18 protein-coding genes are annotated in these 20,679 nt (G+C 66.6%); 15 read left to right on the forward strand and 3 right to left on the reverse strand.

Annotation, left to right across the window (positions count from 1 at the left end; translation table 11 throughout):
* Positions 1 to 9 precede the first annotated feature (9 nt).
* Positions 10 to 723, forward strand: a complete 714-nt coding sequence (gene phoU / locus ACILRJ_RS05320; protein ID WP_395681125.1) for a phosphate signaling complex protein PhoU — start codon at positions 10 to 12, stop codon at positions 721 to 723.
* Here the strand turns inward: phoU and ACILRJ_RS05325 are convergent, their stop codons facing one another.
* Both ACILRJ_RS05325 and ACILRJ_RS05330 read right to left on the reverse strand, forming a co-directional pair.
* Positions 724 to 1,644, reverse strand: a complete 921-nt coding sequence (locus ACILRJ_RS05325; RefSeq protein ID WP_395681127.1) for a sterol desaturase family protein — start codon at positions 1,642 to 1,644, stop codon at positions 724 to 726.
* Positions 1,645 to 1,660: 16 nt separating this feature from the next.
* Positions 1,661 to 3,718: a 3-hydroxyacyl-CoA dehydrogenase NAD-binding domain-containing protein gene (locus ACILRJ_RS05330; RefSeq protein ID WP_395681129.1), complete on the reverse strand. Its 2,058-nt coding sequence runs from the start codon at positions 3,716 to 3,718 to the stop codon at positions 1,661 to 1,663.
* 179 nt (positions 3,719 to 3,897) lie between these two features.
* Here ACILRJ_RS05330 and ACILRJ_RS05335 point away from each other — a divergent pair, with 179 nt between their 5' ends.
* From ACILRJ_RS05335 to recO, 12 genes are all read left to right on the forward strand, one after another.
* Positions 3,898 to 4,386, forward strand: coding sequence for a hypothetical protein (locus ACILRJ_RS05335; protein WP_395681131.1), 489 nt, complete (start codon positions 3,898 to 3,900; stop codon positions 4,384 to 4,386).
* The gene (locus tag ACILRJ_RS05340) at positions 4,383 to 6,986 is read left to right on the forward strand and encodes an EAL domain-containing protein (protein WP_395681133.1); all 2,604 of its coding nucleotides are present in this window, start codon (positions 4,383 to 4,385) and stop codon (positions 6,984 to 6,986) included. The genes ACILRJ_RS05335 and ACILRJ_RS05340 overlap by 4 nt, the downstream gene beginning before the upstream one ends.
* A 63-nt stretch (positions 6,987 to 7,049) precedes the next feature.
* Complete coding sequence (gene rpoE / locus ACILRJ_RS05345; RefSeq protein WP_395681134.1) at positions 7,050 to 7,643, forward strand: RNA polymerase sigma factor RpoE; 594 nt, start codon at positions 7,050 to 7,052, stop codon at positions 7,641 to 7,643.
* Positions 7,640 to 8,302 (forward strand): sigma-E factor negative regulatory protein, encoded by a 663-nt coding sequence (locus ACILRJ_RS05350; protein WP_395681136.1) that lies wholly within the window; start codon positions 7,640 to 7,642, stop codon positions 8,300 to 8,302. Before rpoE ends, ACILRJ_RS05350 begins: the two co-directional genes overlap by 4 nt.
* Positions 8,303 to 8,333: 31 nt before the next feature.
* Complete coding sequence (locus tag ACILRJ_RS05355) at positions 8,334 to 9,296, forward strand: MucB/RseB C-terminal domain-containing protein (protein ID WP_395681139.1); 963 nt, start codon at positions 8,334 to 8,336, stop codon at positions 9,294 to 9,296.
* Positions 9,297 to 9,413: 117 nt separating this feature from the next.
* On the forward strand, positions 9,414 to 10,847 hold the full coding sequence (locus tag ACILRJ_RS05360; RefSeq protein WP_395681141.1) for a DegQ family serine endoprotease: 1,434 nt from the start codon (positions 9,414 to 9,416) through the stop codon (positions 10,845 to 10,847).
* Positions 10,848 to 10,984: 137 nt separating this feature from the next.
* Positions 10,985 to 12,775, forward strand: a complete 1,791-nt coding sequence (lepA, locus tag ACILRJ_RS05365; RefSeq protein ID WP_395681143.1) for a translation elongation factor 4 — start codon at positions 10,985 to 10,987, stop codon at positions 12,773 to 12,775.
* Between the two features lie 108 nt (positions 12,776 to 12,883).
* Complete coding sequence (lepB, locus tag ACILRJ_RS05370; RefSeq protein WP_395681145.1) at positions 12,884 to 13,717, forward strand: signal peptidase I; 834 nt, start codon at positions 12,884 to 12,886, stop codon at positions 13,715 to 13,717.
* 35 nt (positions 13,718 to 13,752) lie between these two features.
* Entirely contained in the window at positions 13,753 to 14,139 is a 387-nt protein-coding gene (locus tag ACILRJ_RS05375; protein ID WP_395681147.1) for a DUF4845 domain-containing protein, read from the forward strand.
* Positions 14,132 to 14,797 (forward strand): ribonuclease III, encoded by a 666-nt coding sequence (gene rnc, locus ACILRJ_RS05380; protein WP_395681149.1) that lies wholly within the window; start codon positions 14,132 to 14,134, stop codon positions 14,795 to 14,797. Before ACILRJ_RS05375 ends, rnc begins: the two co-directional genes overlap by 8 nt.
* Entirely contained in the window at positions 14,794 to 15,696 is a 903-nt protein-coding gene (era, locus tag ACILRJ_RS05385; RefSeq protein ID WP_395681151.1) for a GTPase Era, read from the forward strand. The genes rnc and era overlap by 4 nt, the downstream gene beginning before the upstream one ends.
* A gap of 15 nt (positions 15,697 to 15,711) precedes the next feature.
* Positions 15,712 to 16,431: a DNA repair protein RecO gene (gene recO, locus ACILRJ_RS05390; protein ID WP_395681153.1), complete on the forward strand. Its 720-nt coding sequence runs from the start codon at positions 15,712 to 15,714 to the stop codon at positions 16,429 to 16,431.
* Here recO and ACILRJ_RS05395 read toward each other — a convergent pair.
* Positions 16,423 to 17,232, reverse strand: a complete 810-nt coding sequence (locus tag ACILRJ_RS05395; RefSeq protein ID WP_395681155.1) for a response regulator — start codon at positions 17,230 to 17,232, stop codon at positions 16,423 to 16,425. The two genes, recO and ACILRJ_RS05395, sit on opposite strands and share 9 nt — an antisense overlap.
* Between ACILRJ_RS05395 and ACILRJ_RS05400 the strand changes: the two genes are divergently transcribed.
* Both ACILRJ_RS05400 and ACILRJ_RS05405 read left to right on the forward strand, forming a co-directional pair.
* Positions 17,231 to 19,981, forward strand: a complete 2,751-nt coding sequence (locus ACILRJ_RS05400) for a hypothetical protein (protein WP_395681157.1) — start codon at positions 17,231 to 17,233, stop codon at positions 19,979 to 19,981. The genes ACILRJ_RS05395 and ACILRJ_RS05400 overlap by 2 nt on opposite strands.
* Before the next feature lie 20 nt (positions 19,982 to 20,001).
* Positions 20,002 to 20,595: a YdbL family protein gene (locus tag ACILRJ_RS05405; protein ID WP_395681159.1), complete on the forward strand. Its 594-nt coding sequence runs from the start codon at positions 20,002 to 20,004 to the stop codon at positions 20,593 to 20,595.
* Positions 20,596 to 20,679: the final 84 nt, after the last annotated feature.

Here is a 20,679-nt window from a genome sequence, read left to right on the forward strand (position 1 = left end):
CCCTGACCAATGGACCGCCTGCATCTTTCCCAACACATTTCCCGCCAGTTCAACAGCGAGATAGAGGACGTCCGCCGCCAGGTGCTGGCGATGGGCGGTATCGTCGAGGAACAGATCTCCGCGGCAGTGCGCGTGCTGGTCGCGCGCGAGGCCGGCGCGCTCGGCGATATCCGCGAGCGCGAGCAACGCATCAACGCGGCCGAGCTCGCGATCGACGAGCAATGCGCGTTCATCCTCGCGCGGCGCCAGCCGGCGGCGTCGGATCTGCGCCTCGTGCTCGCGGTGATGAAGATGCTGGCCGATCTCGAACGCATTGGCGACGAGGCCAAGCGCATCGCGCGACTCGGCGAGCGGCTGTTGCACGAGGAAGGTGGCGCGGAGGTGACTGCGGCGCTTGCCGACCTCGGGCATTGCGCGCGCGACATGCTGCGAGGCGCGCTGGATGCATTCGCGCGCCTCGACGAGAAGCTGGCGCTCGACGTCATGCACCGTGACCGCCGCCTCGATGGCAGCTACCGCGTGGTCACCGAAACGCTGGTCGCGCGCATGCAGCGCGACCCGGAGCAGATCCCGATCGAACTTGACCGCCTGTGGTGCGCGCGCTCGTTCGAGCGCATCGGCGACCGCTGCAAGAACCTTTGCGAGTTCGTGCTGTACCTGGTGCGCGGCAAGGACGTGCGCCATTCCGGCCTGGCCAAGGACGGTGGCGCGTCGGCGTCCTGATCAGCGCGAGGCGGGATCCATGAGCGCGCGCGCGCCGGCAGCACTGAACGGTTGCGCAAGCTGCGGCAGGAAGCCCTTGGCGATGGCGCCGTCGATGCCGATGTCTGCGGGCGGGCGACGTGGTGGATTGAAGTACGTGCCGAACAGCTGGTCCCACAGCACGAAGTTTTCGCCGTAGTTGCGGTTGCCTTCGGCCGGGATGCGCGAGTGGTGCCAGCGGTGCAGCGCAGGCGTGCTGAACACGTAGTCGAGCGGGCCGGTGCGCATGACCACGTTGCAGTGGGTGAGCAGGCCGGTGATCGCGGTGACGGCGCTGATCCACAGGAACACCGGCAGCGGCGCGCCGAGCAGGTACAGCGGCAGCTGGCCGAGCGCGGCCTTGAAGCAGGTATCGACGATGTGGAAGCGCCCGGTGTTGACCACCCACAGGCGCGTCACACTGTGGTGCAGCGCGTGGAAGCGCCAGAACGCCGGCCACTCGTGCGCGATGCGATGTGCCGCGTACAGGCCAAGCTCGGCGATCGCGAGTGCGAGGACCACCTGCGCGGCGAGCGGCCAATGCTCCGGCCACAGTTGCGGCAGGCCGCGATTGGCCGGATCGACGGCGGTGGCGGTCAGCATCGTCGCGCTGGTGACAGTCACGACCGCGAGTTGGACCAGTCCCTTGGTCAGCAAGGTGTGGGCCAGGTTCGTCGCGGTCTCGCCGTCGGCTTCCAGCCATTGCCGTTCGTGCGGCATCCATCGTTCCAGCATGCCGATCACGAGCGCGAGCGAGACATAGACCACGTTGAACCACAGCACGGGGTGGCTGCTGGTGAGTGCCTCGTGCGCGCCAAGCAGGCCGCTGCCGTAGAGCAGCGGCCACAGCAGCCACGAGAGCGGGTTCGAGGATCGGCTTGCTGCTTGCGTGACTGACGCCATGCCGCGCGCTCGTGGTTCAGTTCGCCGGCGCCGCGAGCGCGGTGCTGTCCCAGCCTGGCCGCGGCGTGAAACGTGTGCCGTATTTCTGCACCAGCGTTTCGAGGCGTGCCTTCAAAGCAGGCGCGCCGGTATCGCGAATGTGCTGGATCGGGCCGCCGCGGAACGGCGCGAAGCCGGTGCCGAAGATCACGCCCGCGTCGAGCAGGTCGGCATCGTCGACGACCTTGTCGGCGAGACAGGCGACTGCCTCGTTGAGCAGGGGCAGGATCAGGCGGTCCTCGAGGTCATCGGGTGCCGCGTAGGTTGGATCGACCTCTGGCTTCTGCGGCCTGCCATCCTGCCACTTGTAGAAACCCTCGCCGTCCTTCTTGCCGCGCTTGCCGCCCTTGACCAGCTCTTCCAGGCTCGGCGGGATGTCGAGGCCGAGGAATGGGCCGAGTTCGGCGCCGACCGACGCGGCGACATCGAGGCCGACCGTGTCGATCAGCTCGATCGGCCCCATCGGCATGCCGAATCTCTTCGCCGCCTTGTCGATGACCGGGCCGGGCACGCCTTCGCTGTACGCGCGCGCGGCTTCGAGCATGTACGGCATGAGGATGCGGTTGACGAGGAAGCCGGGCGTGCCGGCGACCGGCACCGGCAACTTGTCGAGCGCCTTGCAGAACGCGAGCGCGCGTTTCTCGCAGGCGGGGTCGAGTTCGTCGTGGCGCACGATCTCGACCAGCGGCATCAGCGCGACCGGGTTGAAATAGTGCAGGCCGAGGAAGCGCGCGGGCTTGTCCACCGTCTTGCGCAGTTCGTTCAGCGGAATGCTCGAAGTGTTCGTCGCGAGCAGGGCATCCGCCTTCATCTTCGGCTCGGTGTTGCGATACAGCGTCTCCTTCGCCTCTGCGTTCTCGTAGATCGCCTCGATGGTCAGGTCGGCGTCCGCAATGCCGTTGCCTTCGACGTCGGCCTTGAGGCGCGCGAGCGCGGGCGCGATGCGCTCGGGTGTCTTGAGCTTCTTCGTGAACATGTCCTTCGCGCGGTCGAGCGCCGGCTGCACGAATTTCATCTCGCGATCCTGCAGAGTCACCTCGAAACCGCGCAACGCGCACCACGCCGCGATGTCGCCACCCATGACGCCGGCGCCGACGACGTGCACGTGCTTGACACCATGTTCGGCGCCGCCCGCGAGCCCCTTGAGACGTTCCTGCAGGAAGAACACGCGGATCAGGTTGTGTGCGGTCGGCGTCGCGGCGAGCTTCGCCACCGCGCGCGCTTCCAGCTTCAGGCGCTGGGCGAGGCTCGGGCCGCCGCGGCGCCATGTTTCGATCAGCGCGAACGGTGCCGGGTACTGCTCCTTGCGCGCCTTGGTCGCGGTCTGCTTGACCATGATCGGTGCGAGCACCTGGCGCACCGGCCACAGGTTGGTCACCCAGGCCATCGCGCGCTGCTGCAGCGGGCGGCTGCGCGGATGCCGGATGAGTTCCTTCGCTGCCTCGACCAGGAGTTCCGGCGAAGTCAGCACGTCGACGAGGCCGAGCGATTTCGCGTTCTCGGCCGATGCGTTCCGGCCGGTCAGCATGAGTTCGAGCGCGGCCGGCGCGCCGATCAGGCGCGGCAGGCGTGCCGATCCGCCCCAGCCCGGGAAGATGCCGAGCTTGACCTCGGGCAGGGCGATGCGCGTCGACGCATCGCGCGAAGCGACGCGGAAGCGGCAGGCGAGCGCCAGCTCGGTGCCGCCGCCCATGCACACGCCGTGGATTGCGGCGACGGTAGGACAGGGCAGGCGGCCGAGGCGCAGGAAGATGCGCTGCCCATTCTCGAGCGCGTCCTGCACCGTACCGTTCTTCTCGAAGCTCTCGAATTCCTTGATGTCGGCGCCGACGATGAAGCCGCTGTTCTTGCCGGAACGCACGACCACCCCTTTCGGCGGCTCGAACGACAGACGTTCGACGATCTCCGACAACTCGTCCAGCACGGCACGCGAAAGGGCGTTGACCGAACTGCCGGCGCGGTCGAGCGTCAGCACGACGATGCCATCGGCGTCGCGCGCGGGTTGCCAATGCTGGAAACGCAGGCCCTCGAACATGAGCGGGCTCCGGGAAGCGGGCGTAGGGACGGCTATAATCCCGGCAAGCCCTGCGTCGGGTCAATCCAGCGACGCCAAGGGCTTGGGAAACACTCTTGCAGTCCGATCGAAAGAAGGATCGAATGCAGGCCGATGGAGGACCGGGTGGTCCGCATCCGTGGCACGGGTCAGGGGAACGCGTGGTCGAAACCAAAGCCGAGCTGCCGGTCGTCCAGAAGCTGCTGGACCGCATCGTGCAATCGTCCCAGCATATCGTGGCCCTGCAGACCTCCAGCGTCGGCGACACGATCGCGCAGATGCGCGTGCTGGCGATGCGCAGCGGCGCCTCGATCTATGCGTGGGATCCGGACGGCGGCGTGGCCTCGCTGCGCGAGAGCGGCATGCACGTGCCGGGCACCAAGCGCATGTCGGATGCGCTGCGCTACGTCTTGCAGAGCATGCAGTTCGGCGTCTACCTGTTCGTCGACTTCGAGGCGCACCTGAAGCCGGCCGACGTGTTGCTGTTGCGGCGCATCTCGCGCACGCCGACCAGCAACGAACGCAAGCTGGTGTTCGCCGCAGCCGGTACCGAACTGCCGGAAGAACTCGAGGGAATGTACGAGCGCATCGCGGTCGAGAGCGAGATGCATCGGCAACTGCGCCTGCGCGACGGACGGTGGCTCACATGAGCGTGCCGGCGGCCGAGGCGCGCGGTGCCGCCCTGATCGTCGCGGCCGATCGGGAGGATCGCCGCGTGCTGTTCGACGCGCTCGATGCACAGGCGTTCGAGGAGATCTATTCGGCGAAGGACATTTCGCAGGCGCGCAGTTTCCTCGGGCCCGACCTCGACATCGACGTCGTCCTGCTCGAATTCGACGAGCAGCCGGACGAAGCGCTCGCGTTCTGCGAGGAGTTGCGCAAGCAGTCGCGGCGCGACCTGCCGGTGATCGGCATCCTCGGCAGCCGTGGCGGCAGCTGGCGCGACGGGCGCCTGCCGGCCGGGCTGGTCGAGTGGATTGCGCGTCCGGTCAAGGCCGACGATGCGCAGGCACGCATCAAGGTCGCGCTCGCGGCGCACAGTGCCGGCACTGTGCGCAGTCCGCACGCTGCCAGTGCCGGCGACCGCTACCAGTTCGCGTTCGACGGCAGCCTCGACGAACTGGCGATCGTCGACCCGGCGAGCGGTCGCGTGCTGGAGATCAACGGCATGTTCGTGCAGCGTTCCGGCTATCCGCGCGCGCAGATCCTCGCCGGGCGCATCGATGGCTTCGACCTCGTGCTGACGCCAGACAGGCGCGAAGAGATCGAGCGCAAGCTCGAGCGCGATGGCGCCGTGCACGTGCGTGCGCGCAAGCCGCGCGCCGATGGCGGCACCTACCCGGTCGACCTGCACGTGCGACTCGCGGTGCAGGAAGGGCGGGTGGTGCATTTCTACCTGTTCCGCGAGATCGAGGAACTGAGCCGGCACCAGGAGGCTCTCGTCGCGTTGTTGCGCATGGCGCAGGCTGGTGCCCACGATCCGGCGGAGGCGACCTTGCGCTGCCTGGTCGACTGGCTCGTGCTCGACTACGCCGTTTTCGTCGAGGCACCCGCGGAGCACTCGACCGAACCACACGCGCTCGCGGTATTCAACCGGCGCGAGGGCGGCGAGGGACCCGATCCGTTGCGCGAAGTGAACCTGCGCCACGTGCTCGACGGCAATGAGATCCTGCAGGCGTCCGGCGCGTGGCGCGCGCCGGGTGCGGATGCGTCGGTGCGCGAGCACCGCTACGAGTGCGTGATCGGGCTGCCACTGTACGGCGAACGCCAGACCTGCCTCGGCGCGTTGATGATCGCGCGGCTGGATCCGCTGGTGGTCGACGCCGCAGTGATCGCCGGAGTTCGCGTGATCGCCCGTGCGCTCGCGAGCGAGCTCGACCTGCGCAACGCACGCGCGCAGGGTCGTGCGATCGGTCTGCGTGATCCTCTCACCGGGCTGCCGAATCGCCTGTTGTTCAACGACCGACTGAACTCGGCGATAACCGAGGCGCATCGCACCAGCGAACTGTTCGCGGTACTGTTCGTCGACCTCGATCGTTTCAAGAACATCAACGATTCGCTCGGCCACGCGGTTGGCGACCAGGTGCTCGCCGCGGTGGCCAAGCGCCTGCGCGCGAGCGTGCGCGGCTCCGACACGGTTGCGCGCTATGCCGGCGACGAGTTCACGCTGATCCTGCGCCATATCGTCCAGCGCGAGGACGTCGTGCGCATCGCCGAAAAGATCGTGCGCGCGATGGAGGCGCCGTTGCAGCTTGCGGGTGGCCTCGAACTCAACATGACCGCCTCGCTCGGCCTCAGCTTCTATCCGGACGACGCCACCGATGCGGAGCGCCTGCTCAAGCATGCCGACGTCGCGATGTACTCGGCCAAGGGCATGGGGCGCAACAACTTCCAGGCCTACGTCGCCGTGCCGGAGGAATCGCACCAGCAGCGCCTCGCGCTGGAGGCGAAGCTGCGCCTGGCCGAGCGCAACGGTGAACTGCGCGTGTTCTACCAGCCGCAGATCGACGGCAAGAGCGAGGACATCGTCGGCATGGAGGCGCTGATCCGCTGGGAGCATCCAGAGCTTGGCATGATCAGTCCGGGGTTCTTCATTCCGCTGGCGGAGGAGTCGGGCCTGATCATCCCGATCGGCGAATGGATCCTGCGCGCGGCCTGCCGCGACACGCGACGCTGGCAGGTCACCTACGGTTTGCCGTTGCGCATCGGCGTGAACCTGTCGCCGTTGCAGTTGCGCCAGCCGAACCTCGTGCAGGTGGTTGCCGAGGTGCTCAAGGAAACCGGGCTCGACGCGCAACTGCTCGATCTCGAAGTTACCGAAAGCATCAACGTGAAGTCGATCCCGAACCTGCTCGAAACGCTGCACGGCCTGCGCGAGCTCGGTTGCGGCATCTCGATCGACGACTTCGGCACCGGCCAGTCGTCCCTCGACTACATCAAGCGCTTCCCGGCCGACCGGATCAAGATCGACCAGGCATTCGTGCGCAACATCGGGGTCGACCCCGACGACGAGGCGATCGTGCGCGCGACCATCTCGATGGCGCACAATCTCAACCGCGAAGTCGTCGCCGAAGGCGTGGAGATCGAGCAGCACCTCGATTTCCTTCGTGCCGAGGGGTGCGAGGTCCTGCAGGGTTTCCTGTTCTGTCGCCCGTTGCCTGCGGCGACCTTCGAGGCATTGCTGCAGGAGCGCGGGCGCCTGCTGGGGCGGGTGGCCTCTCCCGGCGATGCGGGACTGAAGCGGAACTAATCCAGCCGGGTGCGGTCAAGGTGGCATGCCTGACCGTGTCGGCAAACAGGGAGAACGGCCCGGATGGGCGAAAGCGACTCGGATCAGGCGCTCGTCGAGCGCGTGCAGAATGGCGACAAGCACGCGTTCGACTTGTTGGTCAGGAAATACCAGCACAAGCTGGTCAGCGTCATTTCCCGTTACGTCAACGACTGGAGCGAATGCCAGGACGTGGCGCAGGAGGCGTTCGTGCGCGCGTACCGGGCGATCGGCTCCTTCCGCGGCGACGCGCAGTTCTACACGTGGATCTACCGGATCGCGATCAACACCGCCAAGAACTGGCTGGTCTCGCAGGGGCGCCGGCCGCCGACCGAGGACGTGGCCGTCGAGGATGCGGTCCAGTTCGACGGCGCCACGCGCCTGCATGAATCGGCGACCCCCGAGCGCGAACTCATGCGCGAGGAAATTGAACGAACCGTGTTCGCCACGGTCGAAGCACTGCCCGAGGAGCTCAAGGTCGCGATCACCCTGCGGGAAGTCGACGGCCTGAGCTACGAGGAAATCGCGGAAGCGATGAACTGCCCCATTGGTACGGTCAGGTCACGCATCTTCCGCGCGCGCGAGGCGATCGACGAGCAGTTGCGCCCGCTGTTGTCGGAGGAAGACGAGAAGCCATGAACGAACAGATCGACGAACAACTGTCAGCCCTGGTGGATGGCGAACTGGAACGCGACCAGACGCGTTTCCTGCTGCGTCGCGTCGCCGCGGATCCGGCGCTGCCGTTGCGATGGGAGCGCTATCAGGTCGCACGCCAGGCCTTGCGTCGGCAGCAGACCTTCGTGTTGCGCCCGGGTTTCGCCGCGGCGGTGATGGAGCAGCTGGCACAGGAGCCTGCGCTGCGTGCTCGCGGCGGACAGTGGCTGCGTTGGGGGGCTGGCGGCGCGATCGCGGCATCCGTTGCCGTCGCTGCGCTGGTGCTGACGCGCCCGGCGGAGGTCCCGACGGCGGTGGCGACGCGCAGCCCGCTGGCCGCACCCTCCATCACGATTGCCGCCGCACCGGCGTCGGCGACCACGACGGTAACCCCGGCGCCGGTCGAAATTCGCCCGCCGCTGCTGCTGCCGAATGCTCCCCTGGATGCCTCGCCGGCCAGTTTCGGCACCGAAATCGGGTCGACCGCGGTACTCGATCCGCGCCTGCAGTCGTATGTCGTGCGCCACTATCAGGCGGTCGGCGGCAACGGCCAGTCCGGCTTCATGCCCTATGTGCTGCTGACGGCTCCGCAGCGCCCGGTGGAAACCGCACACGCGGGTTCCGCCGCGCCGCGCAATCGCTGACATCGCGCGCCGCCGCCCTTGAGCAGCACGAATGGCATTGCGGCCTGACCGGATCGCGGTTCTGTGGATGGTGCTGGCGCTCGCGGTCGCGAGCGCGCCTTCCCGCGCCGAACCGACCGCCACGAGCGATCCTCTCGCCCGGATGTATGCGGCGATCCGTCAACTCGACTTCCAGGGTTCGTTCGTCTACCTGCGCGGCGGCAAGGCGGAAGCCATGCGCATCTTCCATGCGGGCGGCAGCCCGGAGCGCGAACGCCTGGTCGGACTGAATGGGGCACGCACCGAGATCGCGCGCGAAGGCGGTGTCGTCACCTGCGTGAGTGGCGACGCGCCATCGAAGTTGTTCGACACGCCGGGCGTACGCCTGTTGCCGCTGTTGCCGGACCTGCGCGGTGGCTCGGTCGCCGCGTACTACGCGGTCAGTGCGGGGGACGAGGAACGGGTTGCCGGATACCGGGCGCGCCGGATCGATATCGTTGCGCGGGATGGCTATCGGTACGGATATCGGTTGTGGATGGAGGACCACAGTGGGCTTCCGCTGCGCTCCTCGATCGTCGACGCGTCGGGCCGGATCCTCGAGGAGTACATGTTCGTCACGCTGGACATCGGGGCGCGTCCGCGCGACAGCGACTTGGCACCGAGCACGAATGCGGGCGTGGCCGAAGCCGCCGGGGAAACTCTCGTCGAGCCGCGCTGGCAAATCGCCGATCCGCCGCCGGGCTTCGTGCTCACGCGCACGCAGAAGCCCGCACTTGGCGACGAGCGCAGCGAACATCAGATCTATACCGACGGATTGGCCAGCGTTTCCATCTACGTGGAGCCGCACAGCGGGGCGAATGGCGCCGATCGAGGATTTGCGCGCGGCATGTTGAACATGCTCACGCGCGAGGCCGGCGGTTGGCGCGTGGCGGCGATCGGCGACGTTCCGCGCGGAACGCTGGAGCGCATGCTCGGATCGATGCGTCCACTTCCTGCCGCGCTGAAGCACGACTGAAGGCGTGCGCCCGAGGATGGAACTTCGGCGGCTGATCTTCGTCCATAGCGAGATTCGGAGTCGTGCCCAGGCGAGCGCGACTCCGCCAATCCGACAATGCAACCACGAGAGGTAGCCATGACGATGATTTCGCACAGCGGATCACTTGCCCGCTGGATGCTTGCGCCAGTGATGGCGTTGGCGATGACGGCCCAGGCGATGGCCGTGGACCTTCCCGATTTCAGCGGACTGGTCGACCGCTACGGCCCGGCCGTGGTGAACGTGCAGGCCACCGGCAATCCCGACGCGCAAGCGCAGAATCCGGGCGACCAGCAAGAGGTGCCGGAAATCTTCCGGCGCTTCTTCGGCCCGATGCCGCAGCCGCGCGACCGGGGCATGCGCATGTCGATGGGTTCCGGTTTCATCATATCGGCCGATGGCTACGTGCTGACCAACAACCACGTCGTCGACGGTGCCGACAACGTCACCGTGCGCCTGTCCGATCGTCGTGAACTCGACGCCAAGGTGGTCGGCACCGACGCGCAGTACGACATCGCCTTGCTCAAGCTCAGTGCGACCGATCTGCCGGTCGTCAGCCTCGGCGACTCGAAGGTCGTCAAGGCCGGCCAGTGGGTGGTGGCGATCGGTTCTCCGTTCGGTTTCGACCATTCGGTCACCGCCGGCATCATCAGTGCGGTCGGCCGCAATTTCGGCGGTGCCGACCAGCAGTACGTGCCATTCATCCAGACCGACGTGCCGATCAACCGCGGCAACTCCGGTGGCCCGCTGTTCAACCTCAATGGCCAGGTCGTCGGCATCAACTCGCAGATCTTCTCGAATACTGGCGGTTTCATGGGCGTGTCGTTCGCGATCCCGATCGACATCGCGATGAGCGCGGTCGAGCAGATCAAGAGCAATGGCCGCGTCAGCCGCGGCATGATCGGAGTGCAGATCCAGAACGTCGATCGCGAACAGGCGAAGGCGCTCGGCCTGCCGCGCAGCGGTGGTGCCCTGGTCAACAAGGTCACCCCGGGCAGCGCGGCCGACAAGGCCGGCGTGCAACTCGGTGACGTCATCCTCGGATTTGCCGGTCACGAGATCGCGATGTCGGCCGATTTGCCACCATTGGTTGGTTCGAGCCGCCCGGGCAGCAAGGCGGACCTCTCCGTCTGGCGTGACGGCAAGACCCTGACCATCCCGGTGGTCGTGGGCGAGCTTCCCGCCGACAAGGATGCGCTGGCCGGCGCGCGCGGCGTGGCGCCGAAGGCGGTCGCGGGCAACGCGCTCGGCATCGTCGCCGAGGACCTCGGTGCCGACCAGCGCAAGCAACTCGGGATCACCGATGGCCAAGGCGTCGTCGTCACCCAGGTCACCGGCGCGGCCGCACGGCGAGCCGCGCTCGAACCCGGCGACGTGATCCTGATGGTCGGGCGCAAGCCGGTGAAGTCGGTCGCTGATTTCAACGCGACCCTCAAGGAAGCAAAGCCCGGCGATTCCGTCATGCTGCTGGTGCGTCGAGACGAGCAGACGCAGTTCCTCGCGCTCACCGTGCCCGCTCCCGGCAAGGACTGAAAAGCCGCGCGAACGCGCATGCGGACGGGGCCGCAATGGCCCCGTTCCGCTTCATGCGTACATGACGGCGACGCCAGCCGCCGGATTCTGCGATAATCCGGCTCTTGTGCCGACCGCATGCCCTGCCCGCAATCCAGATGCAACACATCCGCAATTTCTCGATCATCGCCCATGTCGACCACGGCAAATCCACGCTGGCTGACCGCATCATCCAGATCTGTGGAGGGTTGAGCGAGCGCGAGATGGAAGCGCAGGTGCTCGACAACAACCCGATCGAGCGCGAGCGCGGCATCACGATCAAGGCTCAGTCCGTTTCGTTGCCGTACACCGCGAAAGACGGCAAGACCTACCAGTTCAACTTCATCGACACGCCAGGGCACGTCGACTTCAGCTACGAAGTCAGTCGTTCGCTTTCGGCTTGCGAAGGCGCGTTGCTCGTCGTCGATGCGGCACAGGGCGTGGAAGCGCAGTCGGTCGCCAATTGCTACACCGCAGTCGAGCTCGGCCTCGAAGTGGTGCCGGTGCTGAACAAGATCGACCTGCCGACCGCCGACGTCGATCGCGCCAAGGCCGAGATCGAGGCGGTGATCGGCATCCATGCCGACGACGCTATCGCGATCAGCGCCAAGACCGGCCAGAACGTCGAAGCCGTGCTGGAAGCGATCGTCGCGCGCATCCCGCCGCCGAAACCGCGCGACACCAACCGCCTGCAGGCGCTGATCATCGATTCGTGGTTCGACAATTACCTCGGCGTGGTCTCGCTGGTGCGGGTGATGCAGGGTGAGATCAAGCCGAAAGACAAGCTGCTGGTGATGTCGACCGGCCGGACCCATGAAGTGGAATCGGTCGGCGTATTCACGCCCAAGCGTTTCGCCAAGGACGCCTTGCGCGCGGGTGAAGTCGGCTGGGTCACGGCGTCGATCAAGGACGTGCACGGCGCTCCGGTCGGCGACACCCTGACCCTCGCGCGCGAGCCGGCGCCGGCGCCATTGCCGGGCTTCCAGAAGATGCAGCCGCGCGTGTTCGCAGGCTTGTTCCCGACCGCCGCCGACGACTACCCGGCGCTGCGCGAGGCGCTGGAGAAACTCAAGCTCAACGATGCGGCCCTGAACTTCGAGCCGGAAACCTCCGAGGCGATGGGCTTCGGTTTCCGCTGCGGGTTCCTCGGCCTGTTGCACATGGAGATCATCCAGGAGCGGCTGGAGCGGGAATACGACCTCGACCTGATCACCACGGCGCCGACCGTCGTCTACGAGGTGTTGCTGACGGATGGCAAGGTCATCACGCTCGACAACCCGGCCAAGCTGCCGCCTGCGCAGAACGTCGAGGAAGTGCGCGAACCGATCATCGTCGCGAACATCCTGACGCCGCCCGACTACATCGGCAACGTGATCAAGCTGTGCGAGGAGAAGCGTGGCGTGCAGCGCTCGATCAACTACATGGCGAGCCAGGTGCAGATCAGCTACGAGCTGCCACTGGCCGAAGTCGTGCTGGATTTCTTCGACAAGCTGAAGTCGGTGTCGCGCGGCTATGCCTCGATGGACTACCACTTCGAACGCTTCCAGTCCGGACCGCTGGTGCGCGTGGATATCCTCATCAACGGCGATCGTGTCGATGCGCTGAGTCTGATCCTGCATCGGACGAGTGCCGATCGGCGCGGACGCGATCTGGTCGAGAAGATGAAGGAACTGATCCCTCGCCAGCAGTTCGACGTGGCGATCCAGGCCGCGATCGGCTCGCAGATCATCGCGCGCTCGAGCGTCAAGGCGCTGCGCAAGAACGTCCTTGCCAAGTGCTACGGCGGCGACGTCTCGCGCAAGCGCAAGCTGCTGGAGAAGCAGAAAGAGGGCAAGAAGCGCATGAAGCAGGTGGGTAGCGTCGAGATTCCGCAGGAAGCCTTCCTTGCGGTACTGCAGATGGACAAATAGCCGGGAATCGGGAGTGGAGAATGGGGAATCGCGGGAAGTCGGCATCCGGCTCTCCTGACGATTCCCCATTCCCGGTTCCCGATTGCCGTTTTCCGAGGGAAAACAAAGATGGATTTCGATTTCGCATTGCTGCTCGTCGTGCTGACTGGCGTTTCCGGCGTGGTCTGGCTGTTCGACTGGCTGCTTCTTGCCCGCTTGCGCACGCGCCACGCCGAATCGATCAAGACGATGACCGCGCTGAGCGAGCCGGAGCGCGAGGCGCGTGCGCGCGCGGCGCTGCAGGAGCCAGTGCCGATCGAGTACGCGCGCTCGTTCTTTCCCGTCCTGCTGGTGATCCTGCTGTTCCGTTCGTTCATTGCGGAGCCGTTCAAGATTCCGTCCGGTTCGATGATGCCTACCCTGCTGGTCGGTGACTTCATCCTCGTCAACAAGTTCGCCTATGGCTTGCGTCTTCCGGTGTTGAATACGAAGATCCTCGCCGTCGGCGAACCCAAGCGCGGCGACGTGTTCGTGTTCCGCTACCCGCAGAACCCGAAGGAGGACTACATCAAGCGCGTGATCGGCCTGCCGGGCGACGAAATCACCTATCGGAACAAGACCTTGTCCGTGAACGGCAAGCAGGTCGGGGAAGTCGACCTGGGTGCCTACACCGGCGCCAGCGAGCCGGGACACCGGATGGACGGGGCGCAGGTCAAGCGCGAGGATCTGGAAGGGGTCGAACACCGGATCCTCGAAAACCCGCAGGTGTGGGTTGGTCACGAGGGCACCTGGACGGTTCCCGCTGGAAACTATTTCGCAATGGGCGACAATCGTGACAACAGCGCCGACAGCCGCTTCTGGGGTTTTGTCCCGGAGAAGAACCTGGTCGGCAGGGCGTTCGTGATCTGGATGAACTGGGACGGCGGCATCGATTTCAGCCGCATCGGTACCGTGATCCGCTGACATTCCGCAATTCGACTGACGGGAGGGGTGTGCGCATGAACATGCATGGCAAGGTGAAGGGCATCACGCTGATCGGTTTCGTCATCGTGCTCGTCGTGCTGGGTTTCTTCGGGTATCTGGCGATGCGCCTGATTCCGGCGTACACGGAGTACTACGGCGTGGTCAAGTCGATGGAGCAGGAGCGAAGCGAGGCCGGCGCGGCATCGAAGTCGCTCGACATTCTCCGCCGCGATCTCGCTTTCAAATTCAGCACCCAGTATGTCGACGAAGCGAACGTGCCGCCGCAGTCGATCACGCTCAAGCGCGAAGGCGGCGCGTCCACGCTGCGTGTGAGCTACGAACGGCGCATCCCGTTCATGTACAACATCGAGTTGCTGGCGACATTCGACAAGTCGGTCAGCTTGACGGGGGCGGGTGAGTAGCCAAGCGTTCCTCGGGCACGCCTTCGCGGACGCGACGCTGCTGCAGCGCGCGCTGACGCATCGCAGTGCCAGCCACCAGAACAACGAGCGTCTGGAGTTCCTCGGCGACGCGCTGCTGAACCTGTTCGTCGCCGAATTGGTCTACGAAAGCCACCCTCGCGCGACCGAAGGCGAGATGACGCGTCTGCGCGCGGCGCTCGTCAACGGCGGCGCGCTGGCCGAGCTGGCGCGTGCGGAGGACCTCGGCGACCGGCTCAATCTCGGGCCGGGCGAGTTGAAGAGCGGCGGATTCCGCCGCGATTCCATCCTTGCCGACGCGTTCGAGGCACTGGTTGCCGCGATCTACCTCGATGCAGGATGGAATGTCTGCCGCGACGCGATCCGGCGCCTGTTCGATGCACGGGTCGCGACTGGTGCGAATACGCCGAAGGATGCGAAGACGCGTCTGCAGGAGCTGCTGCAGGGGCGCAACCTGCCACTGCCGATGTACGAGCTGGTGGGGGCGGGTGGTGAGGACCATGCGCGCGTGTTCGAGGTGACCTGCAGCATCGAGAGTCTCGATATCCGCGCGCACGGGCATGCAAGCAGCCGGCGGGCGGCGGAACAGGTCGCCGCCGAACAAGTGCTGGAACTGGCGATGCAGAGGCTCGAACGATGAAAACTGAATCCGCGGCGCACCGCTTCGGTCGCGTCGCCCTCGTCGGACGGCCGAACGTCGGCAAGTCGACCCTGCTCAATGCCATCCTCGGCACCAAGCTGAGCATCGTCACGCCGAAGCCGCAGACGACGCGCCATCGCATCATCGGCATCGAGACGCGTGCAGACGCGCAGATCGCCTTCATCGATACGCCCGGTCTGCACCAGGGCGGCAAGTACGCGTTGAATCGCCAGCTCAACCGTGTCGCCCGCCAGGTTCCGGAAGAGGCCGATCTGCTCGTGCATGTCATCGATGGAGCGCGCTGGCGCGATGAAGACGAAGACGTGTGGCAGCTGATCGCGAAGCAATCGGTTCCGCGCCTGCTCGTGGTCAACAAGGTCGACAAGCTCGCCGACAAGAAGGCATTGCTGCCGTTCGCGGCGGAGATCACTCGCGAGCGGCCGTATGCGGCGGTGCATTTCCTGGTCGCGCGCCGTGGTGACGGCGTGCCGGCACTGCTCGACGACATCATCGGTTTCCTGCCGGAGGGCCCGGCACAGTTCGGCGAGGACGAATTCACCGACCGCAGCGAACGCTTTCTGGCGGCGGAACTGGTGCGTGAACAGCTGATGCTGCAGCTCGGAGCGGAATTGCCGTATGCGGCCGCGGTGGAAATCGAACGCTTCGAGGATGCGCCGGACATCACGCGCATCGGTGCGGTCGTGTGGGTCGAGCGCGAAGGACAGAAGGGCATCGTCATCGGTGCCGGTGGGGCCCAGCTCAAGAAGATCGGCAGCTCGGCACGACGCTCAATGGAGCGCGTTTTCGACCGCCGTGTATTCCTCGAGCTGTGGGTGCGCGTGCGCGAGTCGTGGAGCGACGACGCGGCCGCGCTGAAGCAGTTCGGCTACAGCGAGTAGCGTCCGGCGGCGTCGATGCGCATCGAGCAGCAGCCGGCCTATGTCCTGCATGCGCGCGCGTACCGCGAAACCTCGCTCTTGCTCGAACTGTTCACGCGCGACCACGGGCGCGTGGGCGTCGTCGCGCGAGGCGTGCGACGCGAGCGCAGCCGGATACCGCGCGGCGTGCTGCAGCCGTTGCAGCCGCTGCTGCTCGACTGGAGCGCATCTGGCGAGCTCGGCACCCTGATTGGCGCCGAGGCGGCCAGCACGCCGTTCGCGCTATCCGGCGAAGCCTTGCTTTCGGCAATCTATCTCAATGAACTCGTGCTGCGGCTCAGCGGGCGTGGCGATCCGCACCCCGCCGCGTTCGGCGCGTATGCCGACTGCCTCGCTCGTCTCGCAACCGGGACGGGGATCGGCTGGACCTTGCGCCGCTTCGAACGTGACCTGCTGGCGGATCTCGGGTACGCGCTGCTGCTGGACCGCTGCGCGACGGGTGACGCGATCGAGCCGCACGCAGACTATGGCTACGATGCGGAAGCGGGTCCGGTCGAATGGCGCGCCGGATCCAAGATGCAGCGCATCCGTGGCAGCGCGTTGCTCGCGCTCGATCGCGACGAGGCACCGGCGGCAGAGCAGCTTGCGCAGCTGCGGCGGCTTATGCGCAGCCTGATCCGCCACCATCTTGGCGGCGAGCTGAATGCGTGGTCGATGACTGCGGCTGCCGCGGGTGGGTCGCGATCGTCAACCTGAAAGGCGCTGGCGGGTCCGCGCGCTGACTTCGAGCAAGGTCGCGACCGCCGTCGCCGGCCATTCCGCTCCATCCAGCAGGGTGCGCACCGCAGATATGGCGCGCAAAAGTGCGGGCGCGCCGCAGAAGCCAGCGGATGCTTCGAGGCGATGCAGCCGCTCGCACAGTGCGGCCTTGTCGTTGCCGGCGGTGAACGCGGCGATCTGTGCGGGCAATCCTTCGAGCTCCGCCGAGAACAGGCCGCGCAGCGAAGCGACGATACCTTCATCGCCGCCGGCCGCTCGCAGCGCCTGCGCGTCATCGAGATCAGGCGCCGGAACCGGTTCGCGCAGGTGATGCGCGAGTGCCTTGCGCAACGCATCCGCGCCGATCGGCTTCGGCAGCACGTCGGCGAATCCTGCCGCACGCAGCCGCGCGATCGCAGCGGCATCGTCTGCTGCGGTGGTCGCGAGTGCAATCGCGGAGCGCGAGGGACCCGGCTGCGCGCGCAACTGGGCGAGCACCTCGCAGCCGTCCAGGCCCGGCATGCGTGCATCCAGCAGCAGCAGGTCGAACGCGGAGGTTCGACCATGGCGCAACGCGGCGTTCCCGTCCTCCGCGGCGACGCAGTCGTAGCCGCCTGCAGCGAGTGCTTCGACGAGGAACCGCAGGCTCAGCGGATTATCGTCGGCGATCAGGATCAGGGCTTGGTTCACGCGACACACGCGCAACAAGGACGATGAGGCAGAATGGGCGCCGATGCCGACTTCGTCAATGCCGACCACTTCAAGATTGGTTGCCCGGTTCGTGGCGGCAATCTTCATGCTGGCCATCGCGGGCAATGCTGGGGCGCGAACGCTGGCGCTGCAGGTGGAGCGCGTGATCGACCCACGCGTCTCGGTCGAGCAGCTGCATCTGGAGTTGGCCGACGGCACGAGCCCGACGCTTGCAATTTCGGCCGATCATGCCGCCAGCAAGCAACTGGGGTTGTCCGGGCGCGTCGACTGGTCCTGTCGCCTGCAGCAGCAGGCAGGCGCGCTCGCTTGCAGCGGGCCGGCGCGCCTGCGCGATGGGGAAACCGAGAACGTCGCCGAACTGGCGGCGCGCATTGCCAACGGCAGGATCGACCTGTCGCTGACCCGTGATGGCGCCCATGTGACGCTGAGCCTGCCGCTCGACCCGACCGCGCCGGTCAACGCCGGCCTGCAGCATGTTCCGGCGGCATGGCTGGCGCGTCCGCTGGATGAGTTCTGGCCCGGAGGCGAGCTGCGCGCGGGCACGATCGACCTGACCGCGTCGTTGCCGGGCGCCGGCGGAATGGATGCGCAGTTCTCTGGCGAGGATCTCGTGTTCAACACGAACGACGGCGCCGTTTCCGGTGTGGGCGTCTCGTTGCGCGGACAGGTGGCGACATCGATGGTCGATGTCGCGACGCGGGTGCGCGCGAACGCGCGCATCGGCGCGGGCGTGTTGCGGGCTGGCGCCCTGCGGATCGAGTTCCCGCTGGAAGGCGTGGACGTGGATCTGGATGCGCGTACCGCGGCCGATGGCCGCTGGGACGTCGAACGCTTCGGGTGGCGCGATCCGGGTGCGCTGGAATTCGAATCGAGCGGCGTGCTTGATACCGCTGCCGTGGCACCGCTGCGATCCCTCACGGTTGCAAAGGCGAGCCTGGTTTTTCCACTCGCGACGCAGCGCTATGCCGCCCCCCTGTTCGCCGCGCATGGGCTCGCCGACCTGAGCGTGAGTGGTCGCCTCGACGGCAGCGCCGAGGTCGATGTGAACGGCTTGCGTCGTCTCGCACTGCAAACTCCAGGGCTGGAATTGCGGGATGCCGCGCGTTCGGTTTCAGTGCAGGCGCTTGCGGGTGGCCTCGACTGGGCGGCGACGGGCGAGGGCGAGGTGACGCGGATTGGCTGGCGCAAGGCGAACATCGCCGGCGTCACGATCGGGGCCAGCAGTTCGCAATGGCAGTCGCACGACGGCGCGCTGCGATTGCGCTCTGCGCTGCGCCTGCCTGCCTTCGGTGGCAGCATCGAGTTGCGTGACACGCTGCTGGCTCCGTTCGCGAGCGGAGGCGCGCATGCGACCAGCAAGTTCGTGCTGCACGATCTTGGCCATGACAGCAGCGACGGCTCGCTCGCTGCGGCGCACGTTGCAGCACGCGGCGAGTTGCAGCTGGATGCAGCTGCTGACGGTCCGCGCATCCGGATGGAGGCGAGGGTGGAGGCCGGCGAGGCACTGGTCGGGCCGGTGTACGCGAAGTTCCCGGCCAGCGGGATCGGTACCGCGCTCGACCTCGCCATCGTCGGCGATCGCTGGCGCATCGCACGCTTCGACTGGGATGACCCCGGCGTGCTGGAACTGACCGCGAGCGGCGAATGGCTTGCGCAGGCGACCGCCGTGCAATCGCTGCAACTCGATCTGCGTCGGGCGCAGCTCGCGACCGCGCTGCCGCGTTATGCATCCAGCTGGCTTTCGACCAAGGGTTACGCCGAACTCACGGCGCAGGGTTCGATCGGCGGCACGCTGACGCTGAGCGAGGGCAAGCCGCAGCGATTCGAACTGCACGCGGACGAGGTTGCCGTGCACGACGGTCGCGGTCGTTTTGCGCTCGATGGCCTCGACGGCGGAATCGACTGGGATCTCGCCTCGGAACGTCCGGCAACGACGCTCGGCTGGCGCGCTGCCGAATTGTTCCGCATTCCACTGGGGGCAGCCCGCGCACACCTGCAATCGCTGGCTGGCGCGATCACGCTGGCCGAGCCACTCGCGGTGGACGTGCTCGGCGGGCAGGCAAAGCTCGAGCGTTTCAGCGCGCAACCGCGTTCGCCACGCGGCGATCGCTATGCGGGATCCTTCGCGCTGGCAGGCATCGAGATGGCGCAGATTTCCAACGCATTCGGCTGGCCGAGCTTTCCTGGCAAGCTTTCCGGTGGCATCCCGGAAATCGAGTTCGCCGGCGATCGCATCGAGTTCCATGGTGGCCTCGACCTGTACGTCTTCGATGGCCATCTCGGCGTCAGCGGACTCGCGCTCGAGCGGCCGTTCGGTGTCGCGCCGTCGGTCGCGGGGGATGTGCATTTCGAGAATCTCGACCTGCAGCAGGTGACCAGCGCGTTCTCGTTCGGCGGCATGAGCGGTCGCCTGTTCGGCACGATCGGCGCCCTGCGACTGGTCGATTGGGGTCCGGTTGCGTTCGATGCATGGCTGCGCACGGATGGCGGCGGGCGCATGAGCTACAAGGCGGTCAACGATCTCACCGCCATCGGTGGCGGTGGCGGCCTGTCGGCGAGCCTGCAGACGATGGCGCTGAAGATCTTCGACACTTTCGGCTACCGCCGCCTCGGCATCCGCTGCCGCTTGCGCGACGAAGTCTGCGCCATGGGCGGCATCGATCCGCTGCCGGTCGCGGGTACCGGCGTCGATTCATCCGCAGCCGGCTACACTATCGTCGAAGGCTCGGGCGTTCCGCGCATCAGCATCGTCGGCCATCGCCGCCGTGTGGACTGGCCCACCCTCGTGCGCCGCCTGCAGGAGGCGACGCAGGGGCAGGGGCCGGTGATCGAATGACCATCGTACGAGGAACAGCCATGCGCAAACCGCTGAAGTGGATCACGCTCGCCGCCCTGCTCGCATTGCCGGTCGCCTGCGTCACGATCAACGTCTATTTCCCCGAAGCGGCCGCGCAGAAGGCCGCCGAGCAGTTCGTCGACAAGGTCATCGGCAGCCAGGCGAAGGATGTGGCGCCACCGGTCGAACAGCCACCACTGGGCACGTCGCCGGGCGCGATGCTGCTCGATCTGGTGATTCCGAGTGCCTATGCGCAATCGGCCGACATCAACATCCAGACGCCGCAGATCCAGGCGATCCAGTCGCGCATGCGCGATCGATTCGCGAACGTGCTTGCGAAGTATTGCGCGAGTGGCGCGGTCGGTTTCACGCGCGATGGTCTCGTCGCGGTGCGCGATGCGGCGAAGGTGCCGCTGGCGGATCGTGCCGGGGTCAACGCCGCCGTCGCCGACGAGAACCGCGATCGCCAGGCGGTCTATCGCGAGATCGCGCTCGCGAACGGGCATGCGGAATGGGAAAAGCAGATCCAGGGCACGTTCGCCGCGCAATGGATCCAGCAGGCGCACCCGGGCTGGTATTATCAGGACGCGAGCGGCGCCTGGAAGCAGAAGTGACGGCGGGATGCCGTCATGCCGTGCAGTTTATGGATCGCCGCTCCAGGCCAGGGAAATTCAGTCGTCGTCGTAACCCCGCGCCCG

It is taken from the genome of Dokdonella sp., from assembly GCF_044227025.1.
Classification (GTDB): domain Bacteria; phylum Pseudomonadota; class Gammaproteobacteria; order Xanthomonadales; family Rhodanobacteraceae; genus Dokdonella_A.